Here is a 19,857-nt window from a genome sequence, read left to right on the forward strand (position 1 = left end):
GCAACATAAACAGCAAGAGATAAGTACCGTGATTGAAAGAAAAGCACAGATATTCAACATACAGAAATATAATATGCATGACGGTCCGGGAGTGAGAACTCTCGTATTCTTTCAGGGGTGCCCCCTGCGCTGTGAATGGTGCTCGAATCCCGAGGGACAGCATAAAAGATACAACGTCCTTTTCAAAAAGGATCAGTGTATCAACTGCGGAGCATGTGCCTCCGTCTGTCCCGTTGGCATTCATAAAATGAATGCCGCTGGTGAGCACACCATCGACCGCGATATTGAGTGCGTAGGCTGCCGCGAGTGTGAAAAAGCCTGTATGCAGAGTGCCTTGGCCATCGTTGGCGAAACAAAAACTATTTCTGAGCTGCTTGAGATCATCGAAGAAGACCGTCCTTTCTACGAAACTTCCGGTGGCGGCGTGACTCTGGGTGGCGGTGAAGTCCTGTCCCAGCCCGAAGCAGCAGCAAGCCTTCTTCAGGCCTGCAAACAGGTCGGCATTAACACTGCTATTGAAACCTGCGGTTACGCTCGTCCTGAAGTGGTCGAAAAAGTTGCCCCCTTCGTCGATCTCTTCCTTTACGACGTTAAACATATGAATTCCGAACGCCATCGCGAAATCACCGGTGTGCGAAATGAAATGATCCTCCAGAACCTGATCTGGCTTCTTGAGAACAGATACAACGTCAAAATTAGAATGCCCATGCTCAAGGGTGTTAACGATGGTGAAGAAGAAATCCTTCAGCTTGTCGAACTGCTCAAGCCTTATAAGGATCTCAAAAATTTCAAAGGGGTGGATTTGCTTCCATACCACAAGATGGGCGTTAACAAATACACCCAGATGGGCTGGGAATACCCGGTGGAAGGTGACCCCAAACTGAGCAATGCAGATCTTGAGCGCATTGAACAGGCTATCAGCAAATACGATTTTCCGGTCGCAGTGGTTAGACACTAAGCCGATCAATGAAAAGGGAGAACATAACTATGGATGCACTTGGATTCATTGAAACAAAAGGGCTGCTGGCTGCCATTGAAGGCGCTGATGCCATGCTCAAAGCCGCTGCAGTAACCCTGCTGGAGAAAAGCATTTCCGGTGGTGGGCTGGTGACCATCTCCGTTACCGGGGAAGTCTCCGCAGTTCAGGCTGCTGTAGAAGCAGGTACCGCTGCAATTCTGCGCATTGATGGCTCGGAACTGGTTTCTCATCACGTGATCGCCCGTCCTTACGATGAGATCAGCAAGATCATCGCAACCAGCGTACCGGTCGTAGAAGAAAAAGAAATTTCACGGGAAGTTGCACAATCTCCCGCTTCTGCGGAAGAGCAGGCCGCGCCTGCTCCCGCGGAGGAAAAAGTCGAAGTCGAGGAAGCCCCTAAAGCAGAACCCGAGGTTCTGAAAGAGGAAACTGAAGCTCCGGCAGTGCAGGAGTCCGCACCCAGGGCTGAAAAAGCTGTTCCGGAAGCTCCCAAAGCCTCCAAGGCAAAGGAAGCAACCCCGCAGTACAAGCCCGCGGAACTCAGGAAAATGAAAATCAGTAAGGTTCGGCAGATAGCCAGAAACTTGGAAGGTATTTCACTGCCCCATGAAGAGGTCAAGAAAGCCACCAAGAAGAGCCTTATTGACGCGATTATAAATGTTACCAGGCAGATAGAGGAGTAATCCAATGGTAGACAAGGATTTATTGTCCATTCAAGAAGCCCGTTCACTGGTTCGTGCCGCTAAGAAAGCTCAGGCTGAGCTCGCGGAAATGGGTCAGGAAAAGGTTGACGCGATTGTAAAGGCTATTTCCGAAGCAGCTTACGCTCAGGCGGAATCCCTTGCTGCGCTTGCTAATGAAGAGACCGGTTTTGGTAAGGTTCAAGACAAGAAAACCAAGAACATTCTTGCCAGTAAGAATCTTTTCGAAGCAATCAAGGATATGAAAACTATCGGTGTGCTTTGCGACGACAAGGAAAAGAAAGTTGTCGAGATCGCCGTACCCATGGGTGTTATCGCAGGGATCATCCCCTCCACCAACCCCACGTCTACGACTATCTACAAGTCCATGATTTCACTGAAGTCCGGGAACGCAATTGTTTTCACCCCGCACCCCAGCGCAAAGAAATGCATCGGTAAAACCGTTGAAATGATCCGTTCCGTACTCCACGACTGCGGCGTATGTGAAGATCTGGTCAGCGTTATGAGCGTACCTACCCTGCAGGGTAGCGGCGAACTCATGAAAGTTGCCGACCTCATCCTCGCAACCGGTGGTCCGGGCATGGTAAAGGCTGCATACAGCTCCGGTACCCCCGCTCTTGGCGTTGGTGCTGGTAACGTTCCCGCCTACATCGAAAGATCCGCGGATATTAAAGACGCGGTCACCAAGATTTTTGCAAGTAAGACCTTTGATAACGGTACTGTCTGCGCATCTGAGCAGTCCATCATCACAGAGTCCTGCATTTGCGAGCAGGTCAAGGCTGAGCTCATCGCACAGGGCGGTTACTTCCTGTACGGCGAAGACCTGACCAAAGTTAAAGCCGTTATGGAACGCGGCAACGGTTCCATGAACCCCGCAATTGTTGGCCGCGACGCAGGCTACATTGCAAAGCTGGCCGGAATTTCCGTGCCCGCAGGAACCCGCCTGCTCATCTCCGATGAAAAAGGCGTTGGCGCAAAGTACCCCTTCTCCAAGGAAAAACTTACTGCGTTGCTCGGTTTCTACGTTGTTGAAGATTGGAAGGAAGCATGCGAGATGTGCCACGCTCTGCTGGAAAACGGCGGTATCGGTCACTCTCTGGCTATCCACTCCAAGAACGAAGAAGTTATCCGTGAATTCGGTATGAAGAAGCCTGTTTCCAGAATGCTGGTTAACACTCCGTCCACCCACGGTGCTGTAGGTCTCTCTACCTCTCTCTTCCCCTCCTTTACCCTTGGTTGCGGTACTGTAGGCGGAAGCTCCACTTCCGATAACGTAACTCCGCTCAACCTCATGAACGTGAGAAGACTTGCTTACGATCTCGGTAACACCTGCTGCGAATCCGCTCCTGCGGCTCAGGCAACCGGTTCCGATTCCATCGACGTGCAGGCAATCACCTCCATGATCGTTGAGCAGCTGAAACAGATGGTATAGCCGGAAGTAAAAACTTCCCGCTCTAAAATAAAAAGCGATTCCCGCATAAGGGAATAGAGGGTGGCCCCTTAGGGGGCCGATAAATCAATTTAAAGGAGAACAAAAATGTCCTCATTGAACGCACTGGGTATGATTGAAACCAAAGGTCTCGTTGGCGCAGTAGAAGCAGCTGACGCAATGGTAAAAGCAGCAAACGTAACTCTGGTCGGTAAGACTCAGGTTGGCGGCGGTCTCGTAACCGTTATGGTTCGCGGCGATGTTGGTGCTGTTAAAGCAGCAACCGACGCTGGCGCAGCTGCTGCACAGAACGTTGGTGAACTCATCAGCGTACACGTTATCCCCCGCCCCCACGGCGAAGTTGAAATCATCCTTCCTAAAGCTGAAGGTTAATTAAGCTTGAATGCCATCGGTTCGCCGGAGGCATCAGGGCCGGGGAGGGAGATTCCGCCCGCATAGAATCACCTTCCCCGGCCGTAATAAAAAGGGCCGTACCGCGCTAAGCGCGATACCTGATCAGAACGGATAATTTTTTTCAGATAGAAATGAGCATGAACGAACAAGCCATTAACAACATCATGGAAGGGGTCATCAAAGGCGTAATTGAGCAGTTGAAGACCGAAGCTCCGCATGTTTCCGTATCCACCGGAGCAAGCGAACCCATTCCCGTAGAACTTTCCGCCCGCCACGTTCACCTCAGCGAGCAGGACGCCCTTGAACTTTTCGGTAAACCACTGACTCCGGTTCGTGAACTTTCCCAGCCCGGTCAGTACCTCTGTGAAGAGCGCGTACGTCTCATCGGCCCCAAAGGTGTCATGGACAACGTTGCTGTTCTCGGACCCGCACGTTCCGCTTCTCAGGTAGAAATTTCCAACACCGAAGCGCGTACCCTCGGCATCAAAGCCCCGGTTCGCCAGTCTGGTGATGTTGCTGGAACTCCCGGTATCATCCTCGCTTCCCAGACCGGAATCGTCGGTCTTGAAGAAGGCGTTATCGTCGCAGCACGTCATATTCACATGGCTCCTGAAGACGCTGAGAAGTTCGGCGTGAAAGACAACGACCGCGTAAGCGTACGTCTCGAAAGTGACCGTCCGGTTATTCTTGAAGACGTTGTCTGCCGCGTGCACCCCTCTTTCAAACTGGCTATGCACATCGACCCCGATGAAGGCAACAGCGCAGGCTGGAACAAGTCTGTTACCGGTAAGATTGTAAGATAGTTTTTGAGGCGCTTTGCGCTTTGATAGAGAGATTTCGCCTCCGGCGGCCAGAGAAACTTTTGCAAAAGTTTCTCTGGACTCTTCAAAACCTTTTATTAAGGCTTCGCCACTAAATTAAGTGGGCGGGGAAGAGATTTAGCACATGGATTTTTCAGCAATTGACCAGCAGATCAGCGACCTTGAGAGCTGCATTGAGAACACCGTTCCCGTCAGTCCTGACGAGGAACTTCTGGTGGGTGTGGACCTCGGTACCGCGTACATCGTGGTTGTGGTTCTGAACAGCAAGAAGGAACCTGTGGCCTGTGCTATGGAATTCGCCCGGGTTATCAAAGACGGTCTGGTTGTTGATTACATGGGCGCTACTCAGATCACCCGCAAACTGGTGGGCGAACTTGAAGAGAGATTGGGCCGCAAGCTGGAGCGCGCAGCAATCGCGGTTCCTCCGGGAACCGGGAAAAAGGACGTAACCACCCATCAGTACGTGGTTGAAGGTGCCGGACTGGAAGTGACCAATGTTCTGGACGAGCCTACCGCGGCTAACGCTGTGCTTGGACTTGAAAACGGCGTTATCGTTGACATCGGTGGCGGCACCACCGGTCTTTCCGTGCTGGAAGACGGTGAAGTTGTTTACGTAGCTGACGAACCCACCGGTGGAACCCACGTGACTCTGGTTCTTTCCGGCAGTTTCAAGGTCAGCTTTGAAGAAGCTGAAGACCTGAAAAAGGTTAAAGAGCGTCAGGATGAGATCCTGCCTGTCGTTCGTCCGGTGGTGCAGAAAATGGGCACCATCGTTAAAGCTCACATTAAGGATCGTGATATTTCATCCATCTACCTTGTAGGCGGTACCTGCTGCCTCAAGGACATGGAAAAAGTGGTGGAAAAGGAAGTGGGCATCCCGGTCTATAAACCGGCCAACCCGTTCCTCGTAACCCCGCTGGGCATCGCCCTGAATTGTTAAGTTAAGCAGAGCTTCTCTTACGAAGAGGCAAAGCCCTAGTAAAAGTTTTTGGGATTCTTAAACCCTTTTGCAAAAGGGTTTAAGCCCTCGGAGAGCCGCCGGAGGCATCGATATGTCAATAGACATCAATGAATTAGTTCAATCCATCGCAACAGAAGTGCTGAAACAGCTCAAGCCTGAATCCAATAAAGCTTGTGCTTTGGTTCTGGCTGAGCGTGACTGCCTTGTGGCTGAGAAAGTACGCAACAGCTTCGGCGATGAATACGAATACTACTTCTTTGGCGAAGAAGCACACTGCGCTGAGTTCAGCCGCTTCATTGTGCCTTCATTGTGCGTCTGCGAAATGTCTGATCTGGCAGTGGGCAAGGCTCACGGCAAGATCATGACCGAAGTGCTTCGCCAGCTGCTGCTGGGCCACACCGTGGAAGTTCTGTCCTTCGGTTACGAAGAGTACAGCCAGACCGCTCCCGGTCCTTTGTATGCTCTTTATCAGCAGCATGAGAAGACCCTGCAGGGCTTCGGCATGAAAAGATTTCAACCCAAGGCGCCCGAGTCCCTGAAAGTCAGGGAATCACTGATCACCGAAAAGGTGGTCAGTGATGCCGCGGGCAAGGGTGCTAAGGAATTGGTTGTACTGCCCGAGGCAATGGTAACCCCATTGGCCGAAGAAGCAGCCAAGGAACTGAACATTAACATCAGCAAGACCCTCTAAGGATTATTCCATGATTATCTGTAAAGTTGTCGGTAATGTCTGGGCCACTCGCAAGAATGATGATTTGAGCGGGGAGAAGCTGATGGTTGTTCAGCGCCTTGATATCGAAGAAAAGGGCAGCGATGAAGTTTTCGTAGCTGTTGACTGCGTTGGTGCAGGCATCGGTGAGCAGGTTCTGGTTACCACCGGAAGCTCTGCGCGTATGGCTCTGCGTAACCACGAAGCCCCGGTTGATGCTGCCATTGTCGGTATCATCGATGAAGTTCAGGCACAGGTTTAATTGCCATGAAGACACTGGGCATAGTTGAATGCTGGCACATTGCAGCCGGAGTGCGCATCGCCGATACCATGATGAAAGCTGCTGATGTTAAGCTTGTTCGCGCTTCTACTATTTGTTCCGGTAGATACCTTATCTATGTAACCGGTGATCAGGCTGCTGTGGCAGCCAGTGTCGAAGCTGCGCGGTCTGACGGAAGTAAGATCAAGGACAGCTTTGTTATTTCCAGCCTTTCCCCGCAAGTGGCTGCAGTGCTGAAAAGCCCCGTTGCTCTTACCGAAGTCAAGGCTATCGGAATTGTAGAGTGTCGCAATGTTTCCACCGGCGTGGTGGCAGCGGATGCGGCAGTTAAGCGCTCCGATATTGAACTTGCTCGTTTTGCAGCAGGGCAGGGGATCAACGGCAAATCATATTTCGTTATGAGCGGCGATGTGGCTGCGGTTCAGGAAGCCGCAGATGCAGCATCCGCCGTTTTGGGCAAAAATATTATTGAGGCGGTAGTCATCCCCGGACCCGACGCCTCGGTCGTAAAGGCCTTAGTAAGGGGAACGAGGTAAAGATGAAAAAGAAACTTATCGAAGCGGGCAACCTTGATTCTTTTATCTGCCCGGATTGTCACACTTTCTTCGCGGATTGCAATATGATTCTGACTCCTGGAGCCAAAGATGAGCTCAGCAAGAGAAAGATCAAGCTTGCTCGCGTGGAAGATGCTGCCGCTGCTGTTGCCGGATGCTGCAACGGTGCAGCCGATAACGTCGGATGCGGCAACTCTGACTGCACTAAAGAAGCATGTAACGGTTGTGAAGAACTCGTTATGGGCATTGCGGTGCTGCTGAAGGAAGAATACGGAATCACCGACCTTGCCCAGCTCAAGGAAATGAGCTTCAAGCTTGCTGATGCCGTTAAAGGAAATATTTAAAGTTTAGTTTTTTAAGAGGAGAAAATTATGTCATCTCTCAACGCTCTCGGAATGGTAGAAACCAGAGGCCTCGTCGGTTCTGTAGAAGCAGCCGATGCCATGGTTAAAGCAGCAAACGTAACTCTCGTTGGCCGTGAACAGGTCGGCGGCGGTCTCGTAACCGTATTGGTTCGTGGCGATGTTGGTGCTGTTAAAGCTGCAGTAGACGCTGGTGCCGCTGCTGCTGAACGCGTAGGTGAACTGCGCAGCGTACACGTGATACCCCGTCCTCACAGCGAAGTGGAAGTTATTCTTCCCAAATGCGCTGTAAAGTAAGGACATAAGGGGCGCGGGTACCCCTCACCCCTCACACTCGCGCCCCTATACAAATTTTTAGCTGAATAGATTTTAACCCTGATATTTTTGATTTATTGGAGAAAAGGGTGACACAGTTCTACGGCAAAACAAAGATCTGCTACGGCGAAGATGCTCTGGATAATCTGGAGACTATTCCGGCAACGCGGGCTTTTATTGTTACCGATTCATTCATGGTTAAGACCGGTTTTGTTGACCGTGTCCGCACCCATCTTGATCGTAAAGGGATTCCCTTCATCATCTTTAATGAGGTTGAACCCGATCCTTCCCTTGAGACAGTTACTAAGGGAGCACAGATTTTCCTTAAAAATCAGGCTGACCTGATTATCGCCCTCGGCGGTGGCTCACCCATTGATGCGGCCAAGGCCATTTCCTTTTTCGCTGGAAAGGCTCTTGAAGGAAAGGTCAAGCCCACACTGGTCGCCATCCCCACCACTAGTGGTACCGGGGCTGAAGTTACCAGTTATGCTGTGGTCACCGACAAGGTTAATGAAGTTAAGATTCCTTTGAACGATGAAATGCTCATCCCGGATATGGCTATCCTCGATGCCCGTTTCACCCGTTCCCTGCCTCCGCACGTAACCGCGGCAACAGGTATGGACGTGTTGACCCACGCCATTGAGGCATACACTTCCCGTGAGGCCAACGCTTTTACTTCCATCTACGCAAGATACGCTATCCGTTACGTATTCAAGTATCTCAAGCGGGCCTATATCAACGGTGATGACATGGAAGCACGCGAGCATATGCTGCTCGGTTCCTGCATGGCAGGTATGGCTTTCAACAACAGCGGACTGGGCATTACCCATTCCATCGCCCACTCCCTCGGCGGAATTTTTCATGTGCCGCACGGACTGGCAAACGCGGTAGTCCTGCCCCACGCAATCAAGTTCAACAGCTTTGATGTGGGCATCCGTTACCACGAAATCGCCACCATGCTGGAACTGCCCGCAGAAACCGTTGAAGAAGGAACCCGTTCCCTCATCGACGCGGTCATGGAACTTAATGAGTCCATGGGTATTCCCAACAATGTCGGCGCATTGAAGATTGATGAAAGTGTTTTCAAAACCAGCCTGAACACAATTGCCCGTAACGTGCTTGATGATATCTGCACTGCGAGCAACCCCAGAAACCCTTCACGTGACGATGTGAAGGAACTTCTGCTCAAGGCTTGGTAAGTAATAGCTATTTTGAACTCCTCCGGCGGTTTGAACGTTGTTCAATCCGCCGGAGGCAAATCGGAAGGAATAAAATCAAATGGCTGCAAATATAGTTGATATTATTCGCGAGACAGGTGTTGTCGGTGCCGGTGGTGCTGGCCTCCCGACTCACGTTAAGGCTGAAGCCACAGTAGACACCGTTTTGGTGAACGGTGCTTCCTGTGAACCTCTGCTCATGAGCGACCCCTACCTCATGGAAGCGGAAGTAGACACCATGATTCGCGGCCTTAAAGCGATCATGGACTGCACCGGAGCAAAAAAAGGTATCATCTGTCTTAAGGGTAAACATGCCAAGGCCGTTAAGGCTGTTGAAGAGGCAGTTGCCCGTGACGCTTCAGGTACTCTTGAATGTTTCGTACTCAAAGATTTCTATCCTGCCGGTGATGAGCAGGTGCTGGTTTATGAAGTTCTGGGTCGTACTGTTCCTGAACGCGGTATCCCCCTTCAGGTGGGCGCTGTAGTCAGCAACACCGAGTCCCTGTTCAACGTGGCTCTGGCCATGGACGGTAAGCCGGTAACTCACCGTTACCTGACCGTTGCCGGGGAAATTAAGAAGCCCATGGTCGTTAAAGTTCCCGTGGGAACTCTTGTTTCCGACGTGCTTGAATTCGCAGGCGGACCGACCATTTCCGACTACAAAGTAGTAGACGGTGGTCCCATGATGGGCCGGGTCCTTCCCGATACCAACCAGCCGGTAACCAAGACCACCAGCGGACTTCTGGTTCTGCCTCCCAACCACAACGTGGTTGCAGGTAAGGTTATGGACCCCGAAAAGATCCGCCGCATCACCAACACTATCTGCTGTCAGTGTTCACGCTGCACCGACCTTTGTCCGCGTAACCTGCTCGGCCATTCCCTGCATCCGCACAAGCTGATGCGTGTGATCGCCAACAATGAGCTGGATACCGAAGTAGCTAAAGAAGCACTTCTTTGCTCCGAATGCGGCATCTGTGAAAAATTCGCTTGCCCCATGATGATTTCTCCCCGTGAAGTGAATGCTCAGATTAAGCAGGTCCTGATGAAGGAACGCGTAACCTGGGAATCCAAGGGTAATGAACTGAAAGCGAACCCGTTCCGTGCAAGCAGGGCTATCCCGACCAAGCGTCTGATCCAGCGACTGAACCTCTCCAAGTATGACGGTCATCCCGAATATGCAGGTGAGTTCACTCCCTCCGTGGTCAACATCCGTCTCGGCCAGCACATCGGTGCTCCGGCGCAGTGTGTTGTTTCCGCAGGCGCCAAGGTCAGCTGCGGCGACCTGATCGGTGAAATTCCCGAAGGCGCAATGGGTGCTAGGGTTCACGCCAGCATCGACGGAACCGTCGAAAGCGTTGAGAACGGCGTAGTAGTTATCAAGAAATAATTTGCAGGGTTTCCTGTAAAAGCGCTTTGCGCATCCCCTTCCAAAAGGAGATATAAAATGGATTTACGTACTATCGGTTGTGTAGAACTGAACAGCGTTGCCCTCGGCATCCATACCGCAGATGAAATGCTCAAAGCAGCATCTGTCGAGCTGGTAATGGCTCGCCCCACCTGTCCGGGCAGATATATTGTTGTTGTTTGTGGTGATACCGGCGCTGTTAAAAGCTCCGTTGAAGTCGGTTGTCAGATCGGTGCTGACATGGTTGTTGACCATTTCACCATCCCCAGCATTCACGCTGATGTTATCCCCGCACTGAGCGGTACTTCCATCGTGCCCCGCATCAATGCACTGGGTGTGATCGAAACCTACACTATCGCTTCCTGTATCCTTGCTGCTGATGCAGCAGCAAAAGCCGCAGATGTAAGCCTGATCGAAATCCGTATGGCTGCCGGTCTCGCAGGTAAAGCTTTCGTAACCATGACCGGTGATGTCGGTTCCGTTAAAGCTTCTGTTGAAGCTGGAATCGAAGGCGTTGCTGAATCCGGTCCGGTTCATAGCCACGTTGTCATTCCTTCCCCCAGCGAAGGTATTAAAGAACAGTTGATCTAGTGTCTTAACACTGGAGCACATGTCATCTTACCGGCACGTGCCTTTCCACTTCAGCACGTGCCGGTTTTTTTCTAAAGGAGTTTGATTATGATGGACAACGACAACAAACAGCGCATTATTCAGGAATACGTTCCCGGTAAGCAGGTCACCCTTGCCCATCTCATTGCCAGCCCGCACCGGGATATTTATCTCAAGCTCGGTCTGGATGATAACTCCGCCGGAGCCATCGGCATCATGACCATCACCCCCAGCGAGGGTGTGATCATCGCATCTGATGTCGCTACCAAGGCCGCCTCTGTTGAGATCGGATTTCTGGACCGTTTTGGTGGTTCTCTGCTGATTCTGGGAGATGTTGCCAGCGTGGAAGCTTCTCTTCGTGCTGTGCTCGATTACTTTGAAGGCACTTTGCATTATTCTTCTGTAGAATTGACTAGATCCTAAAATTAAGAAGAGGCTTTGGATAAGAGATGGCAAAGCCTAATAAAACGTTTTGGGATTCTTAAACCCTTTTGGAAAAGGGTTTAAGGCTCCCGGCAGGGTCGCCGAAGGCATTTTATGAAAAAAACCATGTTTGTGGGCGAGACCCGCTCCGGCAAAAGCTCGCTTATCAAAGCCCTATCTGGCGAATCCTATTCCCCGCGTCGAGCCATGGCCGTTGAACACTTCGGACCCTTCATCAACACCCCCGGCGAATTCCTTGAAAACAGCTGGTTCTATCACGCTCTGATTACTTCTTCCGCTGACTGTAAGGTCTTGGCAATCGTACAGGATGCCACCCGCCGGACCAGTCTCTTTCCGCCTCTTTTTGCTTCCATGTTCAACCGCAAGGTCATCGGTCTTATCTCCAAGGTTGATGCACCAAACGCCGATCCCGCTCTGGCTGAACGCTTTCTTAAACAGGCTGGGGCCAAGGAAATTATCCGCACCAGTTCTGTTACAGGTGAGGGTATTGAGGACATTCTGGAAGTGATCTCCTAGTTTGCTAGCTGCAACAAAAATTTCCATCAACTAAGGCCTTAATATCATATGATATTAAGGCCTTAGTTTTGAGGGTGATTTTAAAAGCTATATGAGAAGCTGGCTAAAGGGTTCAAGATTATTTCTTCCTAAGTCTCAGCATCGCGCCCAGCAGGGCAATGATGAACAATGCTGCCAGTTCCATGGAACTGTTTGCCTGCGGATTGAGTGTGCAGCCTGTGCCGCTGCTTCCCAATGTGCCGGGCACCACCGGGTCATGGATTATGCCGTGGGTCTCATTGGTGTCATAATCGCCGTTATCCATGATGGAGTAGTTTATTGTGTAGCTTCTTCCTCCGGTAAGAATAGTATTCGGGTCAATGTATTGCCCGCTGTTGTCTTCGTCCGTGATCCAGAAATAGCCTTCCTGGGTGGGGTTCTGGGTGTCGCTGTACTTGAATGTAAGGCTCGGTTTATCGGTAAGGAGTTTGTAGAGCGTAACATCCCCGGCTCGCCGTTCACCGAGGCTGGTACTGTTGAAACTGAAGTAGGCCAGATGGTCGTCAGTGACTGTCGCTGTAAATTCAAAGGTCTGCGAGCCGAGCATTTCACCCATACCTACGGAATTGTACTGATCGGTGATTTCTTCTTTGGTGTGCACTTCAACTGATATTTCATCGATGATTGCTACTGTGCCGGAAGGTTGATTCTGTGCCGGAACGATTTTCTTGTCCGGGTCAGTCCTGTCGATGTCATAAATGTAAGCGGCCCCGGCTTCTGCAACTTCCTCTATGTGTTTGTTATAGTCGCCAACTATGACAATGTCCCCGGCAACGGCAGCGGCTGCTCCGAAGTGGTCGTCTGTTTGGGCCTCAGCATCGACGACTTTTTTGCGTTCTCCCCAATTATTTGTATTACCCTGATCTTTATAGAAAATGTATGCAGCACCGCAGTCGTTGCGGGAGGAGTGGTCTTCCATTGGAGCACCTACAACGGCAATGTCCCCTGAGAGGGCTACGGAGTCCCCGAATTTGGCGTCTGCTTGCGCATTGGAAGCGGTAATTTTTTTTACTTCTCCCCAATTATTCGCACTCCCCTCATCTTTATAGAAAATATGTGCCGCCCCGCCGTTTGCTGTGCCGGGTGCTCCCGCAATAATAATATCTCCTGAAATTGCGACAGAATCTCCGAAATTCAGAGTTTCCGAAGCGGTAATTGTTTTTATATGGCCCCAGTTATCTATATTGCCCTCATCTTTGTAGAAGATGTCTACCTCACCCGCATTGCTTTCAGCAAAAGGTGATCCCGCAACAACAATATTTCCCGAAATCGCGACCGAGTATCCGAATTTGGCATTTGCTTTAGCTGTTGGAGCATAAATACCTACTTTTTTACCCCATTGATCCGGTCCGTCTTGATTTCTATAGTAGATGAGAGCAATACCTGAGTTGCCTGTCCACCAAGAGGCTGCGCAAGGTGTGCCGCCGATAGCAATATCTCCTGAAATTGAAACCGACCAGCCTAATTGGTCGCCTGTATAATATCCGTTGTTTTTTTTAATTTGCCCCCAATTATTCGCGCCGCCTTCATTTTTATAGAAGATGTATACCGCTCCGGCCTTGATCTTTATACTGCCGTGTTCGTTAAAATTTGAGTAAGGAGATCCAACAATGGCGATATCCCCCGAAATTGCGACGGAGTATCCGAACTGCCAGCTTGCAGTAGTATCTGAAGCGGTGATTTTTTTTATAAATCTCCAATTATTTGTACCGCCCTCATCCTTGTAAAAGATGTATGCGGCTCCGGCATTGTTGTTGTAATGAGGGGCCCCTACAATGGCGATTTCTCCTGAAACTGCGACTGAGTATCCGAATAAATCTGAATCTGTAACTGTATCTGCGGTAATCATTTTAACAAAAGATACGGTGGGATCAATGGTCAGCGGATAGTCTGCTTTTGAGTCGTCCACCAGCCAGAGCAGTCTGCCTTCTGCCACAGCCATGGAACAGGGCAGCGGGATGCCTTTGGCATCCCAGACTTTTATGGTGGAGTATTTGATGGATTCGGCTCCGCTGAAGAGAATATCCGCTCCATGCTGCTGCGGGCTGAGGTTTCCGGAGGTAGAGAAGGCAAAGGTCAGTTCTCCTTTGCCTGTAGGCTTTTTATGAATGACCAGCCCGTGTTCGATATTTTTACCGTGGTTTTTATACCATTCGGTCATACCTTCGCGGATCAGGTTCAGCTTGGTGCCTTCAGATTTTAGCTTCGGCTCTTCGGCCTTGAGCATTTTCTCGGCTCGGCCCACGGAATCTAGGGTTAGGGAGAACCAATTGTCTTTATTGCCGAAACGTACTCTGGAATTGTCCGCATTAAGTTGCAGGGAACCATCCAGAGTGCTGGAGGCGGAACTTCCGTCTTTTTGTGGAACGAATGCGCAGTTGTCTGCAGCAATCTGTGTTTCTATTTTTGTGGCGGCCCCGGCTGGTAAATTCGCCCAACCACCTAAAGATGCCTGAGTTAAGCCAGGGCAGCTCAAAAATGCCAAGGCAATAAATATAACGGTCAACTCGCGCATATAGCTCCCCACCTAGAAGAAATATTGGATGATTCTAGAAGAATCCTTGATTGCAATGGGTTGGATTTGCGCGACTATATATAAAATAATATTAAAAATCTATTCTTTAAGCATAGTGGTATTTGTAAGTCCCTTCTACCGATCAATAACCTTATTAATCTTACATGCCGCGCAGGCCGCACCAAAGCCGTTATCAATATTCACGACAGTCACTCCACTGGCGCAGGATGTTAGCATGCCCAGCAGGGCGGACAGGCCGGAGAAGTTTGCTCCGTAGCCCACTGAAGTAGGTACGGCGATAATTGGCTGGTCCACAAGTCCGCCGATAACGCTGGAAAGAGCACCTTCCATACCGGCCACTACGATGAGTACCGAGTATTTGCGGATATCTTCAATGCGGTCAAAGAGACGGTGAATTCCGGCCACTCCGATATCGGATATGATTTCGGCACGGCTGCCCAGCATATCGCAGGTAACCAGCGCTTCTTCAGCCACATCCAGATCGGAAGTCCCGGCGGTGATGATACCGACCATGCCGCTGTTGTATGAGATGTTTTTGCTTTTGCAGGTCAGGGTGTTAGCTACGGCATTGTAGTCTACATGCGGAAAGCGGCTAGTAACGTGTTCGGCAGTTTCCGGGGAAACACGGGTTGCCAGCACGTTGTTGCGCTCGCACATGTGTTCGAAAATATCGCCGACCTGCTGCGGAGTTTTGCCTGCACCATAGATTACTTCCGGGAAGCCGTTACGCAAGGAGCGGTGGTGGTCAATTTTGGTATGCCCGATGTCTTGATAAGGCAGGTCGCGCAGCTTATCCAAGCCCTGATCCACATCCATGCTGCCGTCTTTTACCGCATTCAGTATATTTTTCAGATTATCGTTGGTCATAATACTCTCTATTTTTTATTCAAGCTACCCATGGTGTAGCCGCCCAAGTCTAGCGCTACATGGCGGTAGCCGATTTCTTTTAATTTATTGTTGATCCCGTTAATCTCATTGGCGTTAATGAAATCCTGCAATCTGTCCGCCGGGACTTCGATGCGGGCCACTTCACCGTGATGACGGACCCGCACAGCCGGGAATCCGATTTTCATGAGGAAAACTTCAGCCTGTTCCACCTGCTGCAATGCCTCGTTGGTTACTTCCACATCCACAGGCATGCGCGAGAGTAAGCAGGCGAAGGAAGGCTTGTCCCATGTGGGCAGGTTGAACCTGCGCGAAAGTTCGCGTATTTCAGCCTTGGCCAGTTCCGCCTCCACAAAGGGGCTGCGGATTTTCAGATCCCGCAGGGCCTTGATACCGGGACGGTAATCGCTGAGATCGTCGATGTTGGTCCCTTCTAGGACGTGCTTCAGCGCATTCTCCCGCGCCACTTCCAACAGCTTGCTGAACAGAATCTTTTTGCAAGTGTAGCAGTGTTTCGGGGGATTCATGCGCAGTTCCGCAGGAAAATCCATATCCACCACTATATGTTTTACACCTATTTGTTTGGCAAATTCTCTTGCCTCACGCTGTTCCCATTGCGGAACGTAAGGAGTGGCGATGGAAGCAGCTGTTACTTTATCGCCAAGGGCTTCGTTGGCTGCGTGAAGCAGCAGAGTACTGTCTACTCCACCGGAAAATGCGATAACCGCTCCATCAGTTTCAGCGAGAATCCCGAGCAGTTTCTCATATTTCAAGGCAAGTCTGTCCATTAAATATCTCTTACTTTTCCGATCTGTAAGTATACTTCACTTAGAGGAATACCGTTTTTTTTAGCAAGAGTGCGGCAATCTTCCAGTTCTGGCTTGGAGCGGATTACCTCACCATCTAAAATGGCATTTTTCATGGTCACTGTTCCGAGCGCTGTTTCGAGTTTATCGAAGGATATGCCGAGCACAGTCTTTTCTATGGCAATACTCTTGATGCCCAGTGTGCTGGTGTGCTTGAAAATCAGACGTTTGAATTTGTCCTCGTCTTCAGCGGAGCAGAGCAGAGAAAGGGTCGTTGCCGGACGGTTCTTTTTCATGACGATGGGGGTGAAATGCACATCCATGGCCCCGTCTTCCATGAGCTGGTCAAGGGCCGCACCGAGCATCTCCCCGGTCATGTCGTCGATATTGCATTGCAGCAGCCGCGCGGAAACCGTGGGCAGCGATTCTGCTTGCTGCTCGACTTTTGCAAGCTGGACGCGGAGCACGTTGGGGATTTCATTGTCCCGGTGCCCGATGCCGTAGGCGGTTTTTTGCACAGCCATGCGTGGGGAATCGGTAAAATTGTCGACCATTTCGGCGAGGATAGCCGCTCCGGTGGGAGTGGTTGTTTCTTTTTGTACCGCTCCTTGAGTGGAGGGTAGTCCGGCGAGGATTTCAGAGGTAGCCGGCGCGGGAACAGGCATCTTGCCGTGGGCGCAGTTTACGAATCCGCCGCCCAATTCGATGGAGGAACACCAGACTTGATCGATTTCCAATTCGTGGAAGCAAATGGCCGCGCCGACTATATCGACGATGGAATCAGTTGCACCTACTTCATGGAAATGGACTTCATAAATAGTACTGCCGTGGATTTTGGCTTCAGCCTCGGCAACACGCTTGAAAATCGCAAGGCTGGTGGTTTTGACCTTGTCGCTGAGGTTGCTGGAACTAATCAGCTCTTCAATGTCTTTCAGGTTGCGGTGCTCGTGATGATGGTGATGAGCGTGCGTGTGTTCATGGTCGTGGTGATGGTGTCCATGATCGTGCCCATGGTGGTGTTCGTGGGGCAGCTCTACATCCACGCGGGTGCCGAAGATGCCCTTGCGGGAATCTTGGGAGATTTTGAGGCTGAATTCGTCTGCCAGACCGAGCTTGGCAAGTTCGGATTTAAGAATATCTGGTTCAGCGCCAAGGTCGATCATGGCAGCGAGGTTCATGTCGCCGCTTATGCCTGAAAAACAATCGTAATAGAGTATGTTCATTTTAATTCCGGTCCGGCTAGGGGCCGTTGTTTTGTGCGGATGCCGGGTGTCCGGCACCCGCACAAATTTAATTAGTTTTCCTGTTTGTTCGCTACCATGTTTACCATGGCCTGCATGTCTCCCTGCTCAAAGTAGTCTACGACTCGCTTAAGCTGTTCGGGAATGGCTATGTGCTGGGGACAGTGTTCTTCGCACTGTCCGCATTCCACGCACTGGGAAGCGTAGGCAGATTCTCCGGCCATTTCTTCGCTGAAGAATACGGCATACTGGAATTTGAACTGGTCTGCCTTTTCCTTGAACATATGGGCGCTGTTGAAGATTTCAAAACAGCCCGGAATCCTGACTCCGGCGGGGCAGGGCATGCAGTATGCGCATCCAGTACAGGGAACCTGCATGAGTTCTTTGTACCTTGCAGCCACTTTGCCTACTATTTCAAGCTCTTTCTCATTTAAGGAATTAGCTTCGGCTTCGGAAGCAATGGCAAGGTTCTGCTTGATGTGTTCCTCTTCGTTCATGCCGGAAAGAACCACGGTTACTTCGGGGTGGTTCCAGACCCAGCGCAGCGCCCATTCAACCGGGGCACGTTTAACGTCGGCTTCATCAAAGATTTCCTGAACTCCGTCCGGGGGAGTGGGGGCACTGAGGTTGCCGCCGCGCAGTGGTTCCATGATCATTATCGCGAGATCTTTTGAAGCTGCGTATTCCAGTCCTGCGGTTCCGGCCTGGTTTTCAGTATCGAGGAAGTTGTACTGAATCTGGCAGAAGGTCCACGGGTAATCGTCCACAATGCGCTTGAAGTCTTCAGGAACGCCGTGGAAAGAAAAACCAGCATAACGGATTTTCCCGGATTCAAGGGCCTTGTCCAGAAAGTCCTTCACGCCGAGCTCTACAGAACGGTCCCATGAATTCCCTTCAACAGCATGGATCAGGTAGTAATCGATACAGTCAACATCAAGACGTCTCAACTGCTCATCAAGGATCTCGTCCATATGTTCACGGGATTCAACAATGTATTGGGGCAGTTTGTCAGCGATAGCGACCTTTTCACGGTAGCCGTCTTTGAGTGCCTTGCCTACAATGCCCTCACTTTGTCCGCCGTGGTAGGGCCATGCGGTATCCACATAGTTTACGCCGTTGTCGATGCAATTGCGTATCTGGGCGATTGCGCGCTTTTTATCAATGGTCTTGTCATCGATCATGGGCAGGCGCATTGCACCGAAGCCCAAGATGGACAGCTTGTCTCCAGTTTTAGGTACCTTGCGGTAAAGCATACTTTCTCTCCCTTTGTTTACCGGGTTTATTTTCGTAAATGCTGCCGTTGGGGCAGTATGGATAAACTGGGTAAGTATACATCAAAGTACCGTGTTTTAATCAGACAAATATCTGAATCAGTGACTGTGTGGCTAAACTGTAACAAAGCGGATATCCCGGTTCCTATTTTTTCTTCTTGCGCACTTTCATCATTTTTCTACCCAGCCAGATCATTGGCTTCATCATCCAGCCTTCCATATCGTCGGCCACTTTTTCAAGCTCAGCGGGGATGTCGATGGACTGGGGACATTTCTTTACGCATTTGCCGCACTTAATGCACTGGGAAGCCAGCATGGGATCACCGACCATGCCGCCCATCTGGAAAGCGTAAAACATGGAGGCCTGCTTGTCCTTGAAGGCATGTTTTGAGTTGTAATGGGTAAAGCTGCCGGGGATATCCACTCCGGCGGGGCAGGGCATGCAGTACTGGCATCCGGTACAACCCACGCGCATGACTCTGCGGAATTCCGCAGCGGCTTCATCAACAATGGCAACCTCTTTTTCGGTCAGGGAATTAGCTTCGCCTTTTTCGGCAATAGCCATGTTTTCGGCAATGTGGGCATCATCGTTCATGCCGGAAAGGATCACGGTTACCTCAGGCTGGTTCAAGAGCCAGCGGAAGGACCATTCAGCCGGGGTGCGTTTGTGGTCGGCCTTGGCCCAGATTTTCCTGACCGATGGGGGGGGAGTCTTGGCGAGGTTGCCGCCGCGCAGGGGTTCCATGATTATGACAGCCATATCCTTGGAGGTTGCGTATTTGAGACCTGCGGTTCCGGCCTGATTTTCGGTATCCAGAAAGTTGTACTGAATCTGGCAGAAGGACCACGGGTAGTCGTCCACAATGCGGTTGAAGTCTTCGGCCAGTCCGTGGAAGGAGAAACCGGCATTTATGATCTTGCCGCTTTCAAGGGCTTCATTGATGAATTCGATTACGCCGTGGTCCTTGGCTTTATCCCACATTTCCCCGTTCAGGGCGTGGATCAGGTAGTAGTCGATGTATTCGGTCTGGAGCTTGGCAAGCTGCTCATCAAGCACCTTATGCATCTCTTCTTTGGAAGCACACTGCCAGTGGGGGAGCTTGTCTGCGATCTTAACTTTGTCCCGACAGTTGTTTTTGGCCAGCACCTTACCAAAAAATGATTCGCTTTTGCCGCTGTGGTAAGGCACTGCAGTATCAAAATAGTTGATGCCTTTTTCGATGGCTTCAAGAATCTGCTTCTCTGCCAAGGGTTCATTGATACGGCCCAGTTTTGTGGGCAGGCGCATCAGCCCGTAGCCGAGGGCGGAAAGTTTATCGCCGTTTTTGGGTACTTCTCTGTAGATCATTTTTGCTCCTTATCT

The 19,857-nt window shown here is 50.8% G+C and carries 22 protein-coding genes; 16 read left to right on the forward strand and 6 right to left on the reverse strand.

Annotated features, from left to right (window positions below; all coding sequences use genetic code 11):
• The first annotated feature begins 28 nt into the window (after window positions 1-28).
• The 16 genes from cutD (at window position 29) to ACO05Z_RS01640 (ending at window position 11,716) form a co-directional block, all read left to right on the forward strand.
• Complete coding sequence (gene cutD / locus ACO05Z_RS01565; protein WP_421899781.1) at window positions 29-958, forward strand: choline TMA-lyase-activating enzyme; 930 nt, start codon at window positions 29-31, stop codon at window positions 956-958.
• Between the two features lie 29 nt (window positions 959-987).
• Window positions 988-1,662, forward strand: a complete 675-nt coding sequence (locus ACO05Z_RS01570) for a BMC domain-containing protein (protein WP_421899784.1) — start codon at window positions 988-990, stop codon at window positions 1,660-1,662.
• Between the two features lie 4 nt (window positions 1,663-1,666).
• Entirely contained in the window at window positions 1,667-3,112 is a 1,446-nt protein-coding gene (locus ACO05Z_RS01575) for an acetaldehyde dehydrogenase (acetylating) (RefSeq protein WP_421899786.1), read from the forward strand.
• A gap of 105 nt (window positions 3,113-3,217) precedes the next feature.
• The gene (eutM, locus tag ACO05Z_RS01580; RefSeq protein WP_015850358.1) at window positions 3,218-3,502 is read left to right on the forward strand and encodes an ethanolamine utilization microcompartment protein EutM; all 285 of its coding nucleotides are present in this window, start codon (window positions 3,218-3,220) and stop codon (window positions 3,500-3,502) included.
• Between the two features lie 152 nt (window positions 3,503-3,654).
• Window positions 3,655-4,326 carry a phosphate propanoyltransferase gene (locus ACO05Z_RS01585; RefSeq protein ID WP_421899789.1) on the forward strand — a complete coding sequence of 224 codons (672 nt, stop codon included), beginning with the start codon at window positions 3,655-3,657 and terminating at the stop codon, window positions 4,324-4,326.
• Window positions 4,327-4,468: 142 nt separating this feature from the next.
• The gene (gene eutJ, locus ACO05Z_RS01590; RefSeq protein ID WP_421899792.1) at window positions 4,469-5,284 is read left to right on the forward strand and encodes an ethanolamine utilization protein EutJ; all 816 of its coding nucleotides are present in this window, start codon (window positions 4,469-4,471) and stop codon (window positions 5,282-5,284) included.
• A 112-nt stretch (window positions 5,285-5,396) separates the two neighbouring features.
• On the forward strand, window positions 5,397-5,996 hold the full coding sequence (locus tag ACO05Z_RS01595) for a hypothetical protein (RefSeq protein ID WP_421899795.1): 600 nt from the start codon (window positions 5,397-5,399) through the stop codon (window positions 5,994-5,996).
• A gap of 10 nt (window positions 5,997-6,006) precedes the next feature.
• The gene (locus ACO05Z_RS01600) at window positions 6,007-6,276 is read left to right on the forward strand and encodes a EutN/CcmL family microcompartment protein (protein ID WP_421899798.1); all 270 of its coding nucleotides are present in this window, start codon (window positions 6,007-6,009) and stop codon (window positions 6,274-6,276) included.
• Between the two features lie 5 nt (window positions 6,277-6,281).
• Window positions 6,282-6,830 (forward strand): BMC domain-containing protein, encoded by a 549-nt coding sequence (locus ACO05Z_RS01605; protein ID WP_421899801.1) that lies wholly within the window; start codon window positions 6,282-6,284, stop codon window positions 6,828-6,830.
• A 2-nt stretch (window positions 6,831-6,832) separates the two neighbouring features.
• Complete coding sequence (locus tag ACO05Z_RS01610; protein ID WP_421899804.1) at window positions 6,833-7,192, forward strand: hypothetical protein; 360 nt, start codon at window positions 6,833-6,835, stop codon at window positions 7,190-7,192.
• 27 nt (window positions 7,193-7,219) lie between these two features.
• Entirely contained in the window at window positions 7,220-7,507 is a 288-nt protein-coding gene (locus ACO05Z_RS01615) for a BMC domain-containing protein (protein WP_421899807.1), read from the forward strand.
• Window positions 7,508-7,614: 107 nt separating this feature from the next.
• Window positions 7,615-8,724, forward strand: a complete 1,110-nt coding sequence (locus tag ACO05Z_RS01620) for a 1-propanol dehydrogenase PduQ (protein WP_421899810.1) — start codon at window positions 7,615-7,617, stop codon at window positions 8,722-8,724.
• A 79-nt stretch (window positions 8,725-8,803) separates the two neighbouring features.
• A complete protein-coding gene (locus ACO05Z_RS01625; protein ID WP_421899813.1) occupies window positions 8,804-10,129 on the forward strand; it encodes a 4Fe-4S dicluster domain-containing protein in 1,326 nt (441 codons plus the stop codon).
• 57 nt (window positions 10,130-10,186) lie between these two features.
• Window positions 10,187-10,738, forward strand: coding sequence for a BMC domain-containing protein (locus ACO05Z_RS01630; protein WP_421899816.1), 552 nt, complete (start codon window positions 10,187-10,189; stop codon window positions 10,736-10,738).
• A gap of 87 nt (window positions 10,739-10,825) precedes the next feature.
• Window positions 10,826-11,179, forward strand: coding sequence for a BMC domain-containing protein (locus ACO05Z_RS01635; protein ID WP_421899818.1), 354 nt, complete (start codon window positions 10,826-10,828; stop codon window positions 11,177-11,179).
• Window positions 11,180-11,293: 114 nt separating this feature from the next.
• Window positions 11,294-11,716 carry a EutP/PduV family microcompartment system protein gene (locus ACO05Z_RS01640; RefSeq protein ID WP_421899820.1) on the forward strand — a complete coding sequence of 141 codons (423 nt, stop codon included), beginning with the start codon at window positions 11,294-11,296 and terminating at the stop codon, window positions 11,714-11,716.
• Window positions 11,717-11,834: 118 nt separating this feature from the next.
• Here ACO05Z_RS01640 and ACO05Z_RS01645 read toward each other — a convergent pair whose 3' ends face one another.
• The 6 genes from ACO05Z_RS01645 to ACO05Z_RS01670 all read right to left on the reverse strand — a co-directional run bounded on the left by ACO05Z_RS01645 (window position 11,835) and on the right by ACO05Z_RS01670 (window position 19,842).
• The gene (locus ACO05Z_RS01645; RefSeq protein ID WP_421899823.1) at window positions 11,835-14,270 is read right to left on the reverse strand and encodes a hypothetical protein; all 2,436 of its coding nucleotides are present in this window, start codon (window positions 14,268-14,270) and stop codon (window positions 11,835-11,837) included.
• 135 nt (window positions 14,271-14,405) lie between these two features.
• Entirely contained in the window at window positions 14,406-15,158 is a 753-nt protein-coding gene (gene larB / locus ACO05Z_RS01650; RefSeq protein ID WP_421899825.1) for a nickel pincer cofactor biosynthesis protein LarB, read from the reverse strand.
• A gap of 8 nt (window positions 15,159-15,166) precedes the next feature.
• The gene (gene larE / locus ACO05Z_RS01655; protein WP_421899828.1) at window positions 15,167-15,964 is read right to left on the reverse strand and encodes an ATP-dependent sacrificial sulfur transferase LarE; all 798 of its coding nucleotides are present in this window, start codon (window positions 15,962-15,964) and stop codon (window positions 15,167-15,169) included.
• The gene (gene larC, locus ACO05Z_RS01660; protein WP_421899831.1) at window positions 15,964-17,205 is read right to left on the reverse strand and encodes a nickel pincer cofactor biosynthesis protein LarC; all 1,242 of its coding nucleotides are present in this window, start codon (window positions 17,203-17,205) and stop codon (window positions 15,964-15,966) included. Before larC ends, larE begins: the two co-directional genes overlap by 1 nt.
• 71 nt (window positions 17,206-17,276) lie before the next feature.
• On the reverse strand, window positions 17,277-18,476 hold the full coding sequence (locus tag ACO05Z_RS01665; protein ID WP_421899834.1) for an aldo/keto reductase: 1,200 nt from the start codon (window positions 18,474-18,476) through the stop codon (window positions 17,277-17,279).
• 163 nt (window positions 18,477-18,639) lie between these two features.
• Window positions 18,640-19,842 carry an aldo/keto reductase gene (locus tag ACO05Z_RS01670; RefSeq protein ID WP_421899837.1) on the reverse strand — a complete coding sequence of 401 codons (1,203 nt, stop codon included), beginning with the start codon at window positions 19,840-19,842 and terminating at the stop codon, window positions 18,640-18,642.
• Window positions 19,843-19,857 lie beyond the last annotated feature (15 nt).

This window comes from Maridesulfovibrio sp., from assembly GCF_965230075.1.
Taxonomy (GTDB): domain Bacteria; phylum Desulfobacterota; class Desulfovibrionia; order Desulfovibrionales; family Desulfovibrionaceae; genus Maridesulfovibrio.